At 57.5% G+C, this 14,185-nt stretch carries 5 protein-coding genes; all 5 read left to right on the plus strand.

Features of this window, described 5'->3' with window-relative positions:
* Positions 1-29: 29 nt before the first annotated feature.
* The 5 genes from BCV73_RS29390 to BCV73_RS29415 all read left to right on the plus strand — a co-directional run bounded on the left by BCV73_RS29390 (position 30) and on the right by BCV73_RS29415 (position 13,405).
* A complete protein-coding gene (locus BCV73_RS29390; protein ID WP_089549483.1) occupies positions 30-2,333 on the plus strand; it encodes a glycoside hydrolase family 3 N-terminal domain-containing protein in 2,304 nt (767 codons plus the stop codon).
* Complete coding sequence (locus BCV73_RS29395) at positions 2,334-5,435, plus strand: alpha-mannosidase (RefSeq protein WP_089549484.1); 3,102 nt, start codon at positions 2,334-2,336, stop codon at positions 5,433-5,435.
* A gap of 94 nt (positions 5,436-5,529) precedes the next feature.
* A complete protein-coding gene (locus BCV73_RS29400) occupies positions 5,530-6,849 on the plus strand; it encodes a glycoside hydrolase family 125 protein (protein WP_076172470.1) in 1,320 nt (439 codons plus the stop codon).
* The gene (locus BCV73_RS29405; RefSeq protein WP_089549485.1) at positions 6,846-9,968 is read left to right on the plus strand and encodes a beta-galactosidase; all 3,123 of its coding nucleotides are present in this window, start codon (positions 6,846-6,848) and stop codon (positions 9,966-9,968) included. Before BCV73_RS29400 ends, BCV73_RS29405 begins: the two co-directional genes overlap by 4 nt.
* 692 nt (positions 9,969-10,660) lie before the next feature.
* Positions 10,661-13,405 (plus strand): alpha-mannosidase, encoded by a 2,745-nt coding sequence (locus BCV73_RS29415; protein WP_089549487.1) that lies wholly within the window; start codon positions 10,661-10,663, stop codon positions 13,403-13,405.
* Positions 13,406-14,185 lie beyond the last annotated feature (780 nt).

The raw sequence follows: 14,185 nt of genomic DNA on the forward strand, positions 1-14,185 counted from the left end.
CACTTTAGGGAGACAGGAGAGAAGTCGAGATGTTGATTTACAAAGACAAGACGAAACCAGCTGTGGAGAGGGCCCGGCATTTGCTAGGTCTGATGACTTTGGAAGAAAAGGTCGGCCAGCTCGTGCAGCCGTTCGGCTGGCAAACCTATGAACATAGAGATGGGAAGATTGAATTAACGGAGTCTTTTAAGCAGCAAGTCCAAAATGGCGGTGTCGGTTCCTTGTACGGGGTGCTGCGAGCCGATCCGTGGACCGGCGTCACGCTGGAGAACGGCCTGTCCGCCAAGGAAGGTGCGGAGGCGGTTAACGAAATTCAGCGTTATGCCATTGAGAATTCCCGGCTCGGCATTCCGATCCTGATCGGGGAGGAGTGCTCGCACGGGCATATGGCGATCGACGGCACGGTGTATCCGGTGCCGCTGCTGCTCGGGAGCACGTGGAACGTCGATTTGTACCGCGAGATGTGCCGCGCCGTCGCCGCGGAGACGCGGGCGCAGGGCGGGGCGGTGACATACTCGCCGGTGCTGGACGTCGTGCGCGATCCCCGCTGGGGGCGCACGGAGGAGTGCTTCGCCGAAGACCCTTACCTGATCGGCGAATTTGCCGCCGCATCGGTCCAGGGGCTTCAGGGCGATGCTTTGGACAGCGACGCGAGCGTTGCCGCGACGCTGAAGCATTTTGTCGGATACGGCAGCTCCGAAGGTGGACGCAACGCTGGCCCGGTGCACATGGGCTGGCGCGAGCTGCTTGAGGTGGATCTGTATCCGTTCAAGAAAGCAGTGGAAGCCGGCGCCGCATCCATCATGCCGGCGTATAACGAAATTGACGGTGTGCCATGCACGGTCAACACGGAACTGCTGGAGGACGTCCTCCGCAAGCAGTGGGGGTTCGACGGCATGGTCATTACCGACTGCGGGGCCATCGATATGCTGGCCGCGGGACATGACGTGGCGGAAGACGGCATGGACGCCGCCGTTCAGGCCATCAAGGCGGGCATCGATATGGAGATGTCCGGCGAAATGTTCGGCCGGTATCTGCTGGAGGCGGTCAGCCAGGGCAAGCTTGGCATTGGTGTCCTGGACCGGGCGGTGCTGCGGGTGCTGGTACTCAAGTTCAAGCTGGGCTTGTTCGACCGGCCATATGTGGATCCGGAGCGGGCTGAGCAGGTCATTGGCCAAAGCGAGCATGTGCAGCTGGCACGCAAGCTGGCGGAGGAAGGCATCATTCTCTTGAAGAACGAGAAGGATGCGCTGCCGCTGGACAAGCGGGCGGGCACCATTGCGGTGATCGGTCCGAATGCAGACCACGGCTATAACCAGCTGGGCGATTACACGTCGCCGCAGCCGGCGGACAAAGTGGCGACCGTGCTGAAGGGCATCCGGGCGAAGCTCGGCGCCGAATCCGGCCGGGTGCTGTATGCACCGGGCTGCCGGATTAAAGGCGATTCCCGCGAAGGATTTGACACGGCGCTGTCCTGCGCGTCTCAGGCAGACACCGTGGTGATGGTGATGGGTGGATCGAGTGCCCGCGATTTCGGCGAAGGGACGATCGACCTGAAGACTGGCGCCTCGAAGGTGTCGGACAACTCTTGGAACGACATGGAGTGCGGCGAAGGCATCGACCGCATGACACTGGGATTGGCGGGCGTGCAGCTGGAGTTGATTCAGGAGATCCACAAACTTGGCAAGCGTCTCGTCGTGGTGTACATTAACGGCCGTCCGATTGCCGAACCATGGGTGGACGAGCATGCCGACGCGATTCTGGAGGCTTGGTACCCGGGGCAGGAGGGCGGACACGCGGTAGCGGACATTTTGTTCGGCGACGTCAATCCGTCCGGACGGCTCACTATATCGATTCCGAAGCATGTCGGCCAGCTGCCGGTGTATTACAACGGCAAACGCTCGCGGGGCAAGCGGTATATGGAAGAGGATTCGAAGCCGCGTTACCCGTTCGGCTATGGCCTCAGTTATACGACCTTTGGTTACGATCAGCTCCGCATCAGCGCCAATTCGATAACGGAAGACGAAACGGCAACCGTGTCGGTGAACGTGACGAACACCGGCAGCTGTACCGGAGCGGAAGTCGTGCAGCTGTACGTTTCAGATAGCATGAGCGCCGCAAGCCGTCCGTTGATGGAGCTCAAAGGGTTTACGAAAGTGGAACTTGAACCGGGTGAATCCCGGACCGTGGAATTTAAGATCGGCAGGGAACAGCTGCAGTACGTGGGCAGGGACCTGAAGCCCGTCGTGGAACCGGGGCTGTTCCGGATCCATGTCGGCAGACATGTAAACGACACGATGAGCACGGAGTTGGCCGTGCGGGAGGGTAAATAAATGGAACGGATCAGACGCTTTATCCGTGAATTATCGGACAACCGCTGGCTGGAGCAGACAGAGCTCCGCAGCTGGGACATCACCCGCTCTTACTACAAATTGCCTGGCGAATATGAGAATACGGCTCCTTACCCGGAAGGGAAGGGGCTGGCCTCTTTTCCAAGCAAGCAAGGAACGACATATTTCTTCCGGACCCGGCTTGAGCTGCCGGAAGGCTGGCCATCCGAGCCGTTCGGGCTCGTCTTTGCTTCGGGCGGAGAAGGGCTTCTGCGCGTCAACGGGGTTTCCTACCAGGGCCTCGACCGCAATCATACGTATGTAACGCTCGATCCTGCAGTGATCGGAGAGACGCCGGAACTCGAAATCGAGCTGTTTGATCCGGTTCCGGAGCCGGTCGATCCATTGAACCAGCAGGCCGTCATCAACCCGCCGATCACGTCGGTCACGAGTCTGCTTGTGCGGCCGAATCATGCGGTGCTTAGCCTGATGTATACAGTCACCGTCGTGCGTGACTCGCTGGTGCTGCTGCCGCAGGAAGATTTCCGCCGCGTGCGCCTGATGGAAGTGCTGTACCGGGCGATGGACCGGTTCGTGAACCTGAATGCAGCGGCCATCCGTGATGGCAGGGACGTTGCCGAAATCGAGGCATCGCTTAGAGCGGACGTCCAGGAAGTAGGCGGCAATGCCGAGGGGCTGGAGCATATGGTCGGCCAGTCGCACATCGATATCGCCTGGCTGTGGCCTGTCCGCGAAACGGTCCGCAAGGCGAGCCGCACGTTCTCGACGGTCGACCGGCTGATGGAGGAATATCCGGAGTATCGGTACACGCAAAGCCAGCCGCAGCTCTTCGCCTTTCTGAAGGAAAACGATCCCGAGCTGTTCGAACGGGTCAAGGCGCGGATCATGGAAGGACGCTGGGAGCTGGTCGGCGGCATGTGGGTCGAGCCCGACCTGAATCTGCCGAGCGGCGAATCACTGATCCGGCAGATGCTGTACGGCCAGCGGTTCTACCAGGAGGAATTCGGCCGGATGTCGAATATCGAATGGCTGCCGGACACGTTTGGCTACTGCGCATCGCTGCCACAAATTTTGAAGCACGGCAAAGTGGATTATTTCATGACGACCAAGCTCGGTTGGAACGACACCAACCTGTTCCCATACGATTTGTTCCATTGGGTCGGCATCGATGGAACGCCGATTTTGTCTTATCTGAACCATGGCGTGAACGAACACACACTGCCAAAGGATGTTCATGATCACTGGCAGTCCTATCGGGAAAAGGCGCTGCATCCCGAGCAGATGCTCCTGTACGGACACGGGGACGGCGGCGGTGGTGTCACCCGCGAGATGCTGGAGTACATCGACCGGTCCAATCTGATGGTCGGGCAGCCGGCAAGCCGTTACAGTACGGCGGCCAAGTTCTTCGAGAGCATCGAGCAGGCGGGTCCGGTGCTTCCGACGTGGCGCGGCGATCTCTACCTGGAGCTGCACCGCGGCACGTATACGACGCATGCCCGCAACAAGCGCAGCAACCGCAAGGCGGAGGTGCTGTACCGGGAAGCCGAGCTGTGGAACACGCTGGCTGGGCCGAACATGGATGCGGCCAACCGTACAGAGGTGACGCAGCAGCTGCATGACGGCTGGAAGCTGATCCTGCTGAACCAGTTCCATGACATCATTCCGGGCTCGGCGATTACCGAAACGTATGAAACGTCGGATAAGGAATACGGCGAAATTTTCGCCAAGGGAGAACACGCCTTGAACGAAGGGCTGAACACGCTGGTGTGGGATATCGACACTTCCGGCAAGGAGGGCACTCCGTACGTTGTCTTCAACAGTCTCGGATGGAGCCGGAGCGCTGTGGTTCATATCGAAGCTGAACAAGGCGAAGGCGCCTTGGCTGCTTATGACGAGCACGGCACGCGCCTGGAGACGGACGCTGTCGAAGGCGGCATCTCCGTCCGGGTTCCCGACGTACCGGCACTGGGTTACAAAACCGTGTGGGTGAAGCCGGAAGCCGCCGTGAATGCTGACTCCGCGGGGATTCAGTCATTCGGCGATACGTGGGAGACTTCCGCTTACCTTGTGCGGTTCAACGAGCGGGGCGAAATCACCAGCCTGCTGGATAAGGCTGCCGGCCGCGAAGTCGTGAAGCAAGGGGAACGCGCCAACCGGTTCTACTTCTTCCACGACCGTCCGACGCTGTGGGACGCTTGGGACATTGACACCCGCTACGAACAGCAGCCGGCCGGCGAGGCGGAGCTGCTCGAGAAGCGGCTGGTTCTGGCCGGACGCACGAAGGACGTGCTCCGCTTCCGCTGGAAGATTGGCCAGTCCGAAATCACGCAGGACATGATCTTCTATCACCATGACCGACGGATCGATTTCAAAACGCATGTTCACTGGAACGAGGCGCACAAGCTTCTGAAAGTGGGCTTTCCGGTCGATGTGGTCACCGATAAGGCGACCTACGAAATTCCATTTGGTTCCCTTGAGCGCGCCACCCACCGGAACACGAGCTGGGAGCAGGCGCAGTACGAGGTATGCGGACACCGCTTCGTGGACGTGTCGGAGCATGGATACGGCGTCAGCCTGCTGAACGACTGCAAATACGGTTATGACGTTCAGGGCAGCACGATCCGTCTGTCTCTGCTGCGGGCGCCGAAGTGGCCGGACGTGACGGCAGACCTTGGCGAGCATGACTTCACCTACTCCTTGCTGCCGCATCAAGGCGGTTGGAGGGAGTCACACACCGTCCGTCAGGCGGCGGAGCTGAACGTGGACATGCCGGTTCGCCAGGCAGAGTCCGGTGCACAAGGCTCTCGTACGTCAACGGGATCGCTGATTACCCTATCCGGCGGGCACGTCGTGCTCGACACGGTGAAACCGTCCGAGGACGGAAACGGCGTCATCCTGCGGTTCTATGAATCGACCGGTGGACGCGAACAGATCGAGCTGACATGGCCGGGTGCCATCACAGAGGCTTATCTGTCCAACGCGCTGGAAGAGCCGGCCCATCCGCTGCAGCTTCAGGAGGGGAAACTGCAATTGTCTTTTGCCCCTTATGAAATTAAAACCGTCCTGCTTAAGCAGGTTGATTAACGCAATATATAGAAGTTTGGTATAGATCGTATAACAATACATGATTTGATGTGACATCACTCTACAATTCAGCCAAGTAAAGGGGCGTATCGCTTTGGAACAATTCAGACTTCCTAAAATACCGATGCCGGCGCTGGAGATGCCGCAGGCGATCCAGGACGTAATTAAAGAAGCCGAGCAGAAGCTGGCCCACCGGCCGAAGCTGCTGCAGCTGTTCAAAAACTGCTTTCCAAATACGCTGGAAACGACGACTAAGCTGATGGACGACGGAACGACCTTCGTCATTACAGGAGACATCCCGGCCTCCTGGCTGCGCGATTCCGTGGAGCAGGTCGTCCATTACGTGCCTTTTGCCAAGGAAGACCAGGATCTGCAGCGCATTATCGGCGGATTGATCAAACGCCATGTTCACTACGTCTTGATCGACCCGTACGCCAATGCGTTCAATGAGTCGGCCAATGACTGGCACTGGAACACGACGGACGAAACGGACATGTCCCCATGGGTGTGGGAGCGCAAATTCGAGATCGATTCGCTGTGCTTCGTCATTCGTCTGGCGTACCTGTACTGGAAGGAAACCGAGCTGACCGATATTTTCGACGCCAATTTCAAAAAGGCCATGCGCGCCATCATCGACGTGTTCAAAACGGAGCAGCACCACTTCGAGAAGTCTCCGTACCGTTTTACGCGCAACAACGGCATCCTGACAGACTCCCTGCGCAATAACGGAATGGGCATGCCGGTTAACTACACAGGTATGATCTGGTCGGGCTTCCGCTCCAGCGACGACGCTTGCGATTTCCATTACAACATTCCGGGCAATATGTTTGCGGTCGTGGCGCTGCGCCAAATGCAGGAATTCGCCGAGTGGGTCTTCCGCGATATGGACATGCTCGCTGAGCTCAAAGAGCTGGAGATCGAAGTCAACTACGGTATTCAGCTGTACGGCATTTACCGCCATCCGCAGTTCGGGCCGATTTATGCCTACGAGACCGACGGCTACGGCAACTACTGCCTGATGGACGACGCCGGTACGCCGGGCCTGATGTCCATCCCTTACTTGGGCTACACAACGGCGGACGATCCGATTTATCAAAATACGAGACGGTTTGCGCTCAGCAAAGAAAATCCGTTCTACTTCGAGGGCAAAGCGGCCAAGGGAATCGGCAGCCCGCACACGCCGGAGGACTATATCTGGCATATGGCCTTGTCCATGCAGGGATTGACCGCGCAGACGGCTGAAGAGAAGCTGGAGATGATCGCCATGCTGGAAGCGACCGATGCGGATACAGGTTTCATGCATGAAGGGTTCCACGCTGACGATCCGACCACTTTTACGCGAAAATGGTTCGCCTGGTCCAACAGCCTGTTCTCCCAGCTCGTGTATAAGGCCATGAAGGACGGTCTGCTATGAGCCGGCATATCATCATTCTATGCGATCCGGATTTCCCGGCTGCGGGCAAGCTCCCGCAGGCCGGAGACTTCCAGCATGCCGCAGAAGTGGCGGTCGTTCGCGCCGAAGAACTGGCTGATGCGCTTCGCGGAGTGGATCAAGGTTGTTTTGTCAATTTGCACGCGCCTTATTTTCCAAAGGCTGCCTGGACGGAAATTTCCGCCTTCCTGCATCGGGGAGGCAGCCTGATCAGTGCAGGCGGGGCGCCTTTTAAAATTCCTGTGGTACGGGATAACGGGTCCTGGGTGTCGGAGACCGAGCAAACCGCCTATCATCAGGAACTCTATATTCACGAAGCGCTGCGGGTTGACACAAGTAAAGTCATGAAACTCGCCGTTTCGGACCGCATCCCGCTGCTGAACGGCCAAGAAGATCTGTTTGAGCTGGCAGATGCCTGGAACCTGGTACCGCATACGACCAAAAGCGCCGATTTGCCGCAGCAGATGGGCTCAGCTGGCCCGATGAGCACGCAGATCTATCCGCTGCTTACCGGCCTCAGCGCTGAAGGGCGCGAGATCGCGGCGCCGATCGTGCTGTGGGAGAACTCCCGTGTGACGTTCGCCGGCTCGCGCTGGATGTTCGTGTTCCTGCCGCTGACCGAAGCGTCCTGGAGCGGGAAGGGCGCTGCGCACCTGATCGACTGGGCGCGTTTCTGCGCCCGGGGCGTGACCGAGCTGTCGCTGAAGCCGAATTATGCTTCGTACGAAGCCGGGGAACACGCGGTGCTGACGCTGCAGACGCAGATTTTGCAGCGCGGGGAATCGCGCAGTATGGCGCCTGAGCTGTGGAGCTTTGAGCTGGAAGTAAGCCATGAGGGCGGAAGCGGAGAGGCCTGGAGCCACCGGTTCCAGGCGCAGGTGACGAAGGAGCAGAACTTCGTGCGCATTCCGGTGCCTCTGCCCTTGAAGAGCGGGCTGTACCGCGTCGTATGCCGCGCAGAGGGACCGGACGGCGAGATTCGCGTGCTGCGCCAGGGTTTCTGGGGCCGTGACGACCTCCTTCTGGCCGAGGGCTCGCCGATTACCCGCAGCCGCGATTATTTCATCAAAGACGGGCGGCCGCTGCCCGTTGTGGGCATGACGTACATGACCTCCGACGTGGCGCGCAAGTTCCTGTTCCTGCCGAACGTGGACGTATGGGAGCGGGACATGGCCCAGATGGCCAAAGCGGGCATCAACTGGATCCGCACCGGCGTCTGGACGGCTTACCGGAATATTATGCAGGTTGACGGCCATGCCTCGGAGGAAGTGCTGCGCGCGATCGACGCCTTCTTCCTGACGGCCAAGCGCCACGGCCTGCAGGTGACCTTTACGTTCTTCTCCTTTACGCCGGAGACGTGGGAAGGACTGAACCCTTATCTCGACCCGCAGAGCGTTGAGGCCCAGAAACGCTTCATCCGCAGCATCGTCAGCCGACATACGGCCACGACGCATGTGGACTGGGATTTGATTAACGAACCGTCGATGTTTGATCCGCCGCGGATTTTCTCGGAGGGACCGCGTTCCGCCCGGGATCCGTTTGAGCACCAGGCGTTCGTGGAGTGGCTGGAGCGCCGCCACGGCGATATCCGCATCCTCCAGGAAGCATGGAACATGACGCCGGACCAGCTGCCCAACTTTGCTTCGGCATCCATTCCGGAAGCGGAAGAGATCAACTTCGACGTGCAGGATATGCACAAAGCCAAGAAGGGAACGAGATGGCTCGATTACTGCCTGTTCTCGATGGATATGCACAACCGGTGGGCGGAGCAGCTCGTCGGCACGATCAAGGAGCTGTGCCCGGACCATTTGGTCACCGTCGGGCAGGACGAAGCGCTCGGCGCCCAGCGCCCATCTCCGTTCTTCTATGAGCAGGCCGTCGATTATACGACGGTGCACTCCTGGTGGCTGAACGACTATCTGGTATGGGACGGCATTTTCACCAAAACGCCGGATAAACCGAACTTGATTCAGGAAACCGGCATTATGTACGTAGAAACGCCGGACGGCCGCGCCAAGCGGTCCGAAGCCGAGCTGCGCAGCATTCTGGAGCGGAAATACGCTTACGCCTTCTCTACCGGGGGGGCGGGTGCGATCCACTGGATCTGGAATACGAACTTCTATATGGACAACGCCAACGAATCGCATATCGGGGCGCTCCGCGCCGATGGCACGGAGAAGCCGGAAGCGGACGTATCCTACGACTTTGGACGCTTCATCGCGGCCACGCGGGACTTGTTTACGGACCGGGAGCTCGAGGACATCGTCGCCATCTTCCCGTACTCCAACGACTTCTCGAACCGCGCATTTGCGTTCCAGTCGACGACGCGGGTGACCCGGCTGCTGGCTTATGACCTGAAGCTTCCATTCCGTGCGGCGTCGGAATACCATCTGGACGCGCTGCGTCAGAAGGCGCCGAAGCTGATCCTGCTGCCGAGCCCGCATAACATGGACAGCCGGACGCTGGACGAGCTGCTGGAGCTCGTCAAGGAGACCGGCGCGACGCTGCTCGCCACCGGCCCGCTCGGCCTGGACGCCTACTGGCGTCCGACGACGCGCCTCGACGCCGTCCTCGGCGAGCGCCGGCTTGCCAATGTGCGCCGGGAGGAAATGCTCGGCGTGAATGGCCGTCTGCTGCCGGTATCCTTTGGGCACCGGCGGATCGCCGAAGTGGCGAAGGAAATCCCGGCCGCAGCTGCAGGGACTGGCGCAAGCATGGATGCGCTCGTGGACGTGCCGCTGGGCAAGGGCCGGCTGATCTGGAGCCCGCTGCCGCTCGAGCTGAACGGCCGGGACGAGCCGATCCTTGAGCTGTACCGGTACGCGGCTGCCGCAGCTGGCGTTGAGCGTGAGCTCGAGTGGCTGGCCGGCGGGGACCTGCCGGGCGTGTACGGCCGGAAGCTCAGCTTCAAGGACGGCAGCCTGTACGTGTTCGTCTCCGAGTACGGCTGGGATGCCCCGGTACAGGTCAAGGACCCGCAGACCGGAGCCGTCTACAGCTTTACGCTCGAGAGCGACCGCAGCGTGTTGTTTGCCGCCGACCGGGAGGGCCGCATTACGGCCGTGTACCGGCCGGATGAGGTTGACATCCAAGTAGACTAAACACGTTGAGTTGATTTGTACAATAAAGGTGTAGGCGATCGTCAGGAACTTTTGCAGAGATGGAGCCGTCGGGGCAAACGGGATGGGCATCAAACCAATCCTTGCAGGGCAGGGGGAAAGGATAATTTTGGTGCGGGGTTCAGGAATCCTGCCCCTTTTCACTGCTGTGCCGGAGGCAAGGTGTCTGTCCACTGTGAATGGACATTTGTTTTTAGGAGCCGGTGTTATTCCGGCAGGGAGCCCGCGGTCTTATTGGGCAAAAGGGCTTTTGGCAGTAATGTCGGCTTTTGAATGTTGGGCTCCTGGCGTCCTCCTATTTGGGGAGTTCTTTGGGATTGATCACCAAAACTGGGCAATCGTCAGGGGTTTTTTATAAACTTTTAATCGAAGGTTCAGGCCTGCAGAAATCGTCTGATGTACGGATCGCCAAATTTTTTTCTTCTATTATATATAGGTTATATTTAAGACTTACTTTGAATGTTAATTTGTACGCGACGGATGGACACTTGCGGAAGGAGATGATGATGTCCGTAAGTCATCCATGCCAGCGTCCGGCCATCCATGACAGTGCAAATTTATCCAGGGCAGGGTTTGGCTACAAGCTGGACCTTAGCCCAATATGTTGATCTGCAAGCAGGGGGTGAGAGTTCCGATCGGGAACAAGCCACCCAAGGAAAGGAGACCCGATTTCTATGTCAAACAAGCCGAAACGAACGGCGCATATCATCTCCCACACTCACTGGGACCGGGAATGGTATTTGCCCTATGAAAAACATCATGTCCGTCTCATCCGTCTGATGGACGTGCTGATGGATACGTTGGAGAACGATACGGAGTACAAGAGCTTTTACCTGGACGGGCAAACGATCATTCTGGAGGATTACCTTCAGGTGCGTCCCGAGCAGAAGGAACGGCTTGAAAAATACATCCGTGAAGGCCGCATTTTCATCGGCCCGTGGTATATTCTGCAGGATGCGTTCCTGACCAGCGGCGAGGCCAACATTCGCAACATGCAAATCGGCCATAAGGACGCCCGCCGTTACGGGCAAATATCCAAGGTGGGATATTTCCCCGACACCTTTGGCATCGTCGGCCAGGCGCCGCAGCTGATGCGCCAATCCGGCATCGATAACGCCTTGTTCGGCCGCGGCGTCAAGCCGACCGGCTTTAACAATACCGTTGCCGACTCCGAATATGAGTCTTCCTTCTCGGAGCTCATCTGGGAAGGTCCGGATGGCTCCAAGGTGCTCGGCATTCTGTTTGCCAACTGGTACAGCAACGGCAACGAAATTCCGGCCGATCCCGAAGAGGCGAAGGCGTTCTGGGACCGGAAGCTGGCTGACGCGGAGAAGTACGCGTCGACGCCGGAGCTTCTCTTCATGAACGGCTGCGACCACCAGCCGATCCAGACCGATTTGGCTGAGGCGCTGGAGACTGCGCGCAAGCTCTACCCGGACACCGAGTTCGTTCACTCGAACTTCCCGCAGTATTTGGAGTCGGTCAAAGGCCATCAAGAGAACGAGCTGTCCGTCGTTCGCGGCGAGCTTCGGAGCCAGCGGACCGACGGATGGGGGACGCTTGTGAACACGGCGTCTGCCCGCGTATATCTCAAGCAGATGAACCAGCATGGCCAGGCGCTGCTGGAAAAGGTAGCCGAGCCGCTGGCGGCGTATGCCCACCTGACCGGTCAGGCCTACCCGCATCATCTGTTTACGTATGCATGGAAAACGCTGATGCAGAACCATCCGCATGACAGCATCTGCGGCTGCAGCGTCGATGAGGTTCACCGCGAGATGGTAACCCGCTTTGCGAAGAGCCGCGACGTGGCGGAATCGATCATTGATGACAGCAAGCGGGCGGTGGCCGATGCGGTGGATACGTCATCCTTCGCGCAGTATGGCGAAGATGCGCTCCCGTTTGTGGTGTTTAACACTACTGGGTGGGAGCGGACCGGCACTGTATCCGTCGAGTTGGACGTACAGCGGATTTACTTCCGCGACGGCATCCCGCTGGACGAAATCAGCCGCCGGATTCAGGCGCTCGAGCTTGGTGAGCGTGTGGTGCTGGACCCGAGCGGAAAGCCGGTGCCTTTTACGCTCGAGGATCTGGGCCAGCGCTTCGGCTACGATCTGCCGGATGACCGGTTCCGTCAGCCGTATATGGCGCGTGCCGTGAGAATTACGCTGCAGGCGGACGCCGTTCCGGCGCACGGACTTCGGGCGTACGCACTCGTGTCCGGCCAGGCAGCAGCGCAGCACTCGGACAATGCTTCAGCATCGCTGATCACCGGGAACAACGTGATGGAAAATAGCATCCTGCGGGTAGCGGCCCAGCCGAACGGAAGCCTTACGGTAACCGACAAGCGAAACGGACGCGAATACCGTGACCTGCTCGTTTATGAGGATACCGGGGACATCGGTAACGAATACATGTACAAGCAGCCGGAAGGTGAAGCTCCGCTGACGACGCGCGATCTGCAAGCATCCATCCGGGTTGTGGAAGATACGCCTTACCGCGCTACGCTCGAAATCGTTCATGACTGGGAGGTACCGGCATCGGCGGATGAGCTTCTTCAGAAGGAGCAGATCGAAGTGGTCTACTATCCGGAGCGCAAAGCTCAACGGGTGAAAGAAACCGTGCCAATGAAGATCCGTACCCTGGTTCGTCTGGAGAAGGACGGCAAGGGCGTTAAAGTGGAGGCCTCGTTTAACAACCAGGCCAAGGATCACCGCGTCCGCGCATTGTTCCCGACTGACATTGAAGCCAGCCGGCACCGCGTGGACTCCATGTTTGAAATCGTGACACGGGATAATCAGCCCGTGATCGAATGGCAGAATCCGAGCAACGCCCAGCATCAGCAGGCTTTTGTCGATGTGAGCGGGGAGACAGCCGGCCTGGCGGTAGCCAACCTCGGCTTGAACGAGTATGAAGTGCTGCGGGACGGCCGGAATACCATCGCGGTCACGCTGCTGCGTTCGGTCGGAGAATTGGGCGACTGGGGCTGGTTCCCGACGCCGGAGGCTCAATGCCTTGGCGAACATGCCGTTCAGCTTGAAATCATTCCGCATGACGGCAGCGGGGAGGATTCCGGAGCTTACGCGGAAGCCTACCAATTCCAAATTCCGTGGACAAAAGTCCAAACCGGAATTCATACCGGTGATCTGTCTGCGGTACATGCTCCTTTTGCCTGGAGCGGTGAGGGAGTCGCCTTCTCAGCGTGGACCGTTAACGAGGATTTCGGAGATCATATGCTTCGCTGGTACAACATGAAACAGCAGCCTGCCAGCCTTCGGTTGGAATGGCCTCAATCGGTGAGCCGTGCATATAAAACGACCATTCTGGAAGAGACGGAAGGCGCTTCGGTAGAACAGCTGTCTGAGTCTTTGGAGCTGGAAGCGGGACCTTGCGAAATCGTAACGATAGGTATTGAGCGCTAGTATGTTTAACTGTGTGGAATAATTTGGTCATCATAGATTTATTCAAAAAGTGATTTATAATAGGGGTGTGAGGGGGCTTTTCCCCCTCCGGCAACCCCGGCTCCTTGACAATTTAAATATTGTAATTCCCATCTATTTACCAGAATTACCCGCTATTTTTATAATTGACAGATGATTTATGTTCCAGTAAATTTGAACGTAATCAATTGTTGATTTGCAAGAGATGACGCGGAAGATTCCTATGCTGTTAGCCTGTGGCTGCCATAATTTTCAAGAAACCTCGCTATTATGTCACAGAACCTAACATGCATTTTTATGTATTCTCAATGTAAGCGGTTTATACTTTGAACATTTTGAATACTTGGATATTCCAGACGTCAAACCTTCCTGTTTTTAACATTTAAATTTGGTGAAAACGGATCGCCTCTTTCATCAAAATCCCATTGATACAGCTAATATTCAGCCATTTTAAAAAATATATTAAAACCGCCTAAAAAAAATATTGACGTGATATTAATTTACACGTATTATTTACATTAAATTTATTAGGAAGTTTTAACCATTTCATATATAGTCCTTTTTGCTGATTCAAATTGACCGATGGTCATTTAAAGCATTAATGCTTTATTGCGCTATAATGCACTGCGCGTCCACGTCGCGGAATCTACCGTCCTTTATCGCTGCACGATCCCGCATCGGTCCTGCCTTACTTCTGGATATATTATTTTTTAATATATTGCTTTACCTTGCTACCGTCGTCTTGTTGCAATATGAAAGGTC

It is taken from the genome of Paenibacillus sp. SSG-1 (genome assembly GCF_002224835.1).
In the GTDB taxonomy this organism is placed as follows: Bacteria; Bacillota; Bacilli; order Paenibacillales; family Paenibacillaceae; genus Paenibacillus_AQ; species Paenibacillus_AQ favisporus.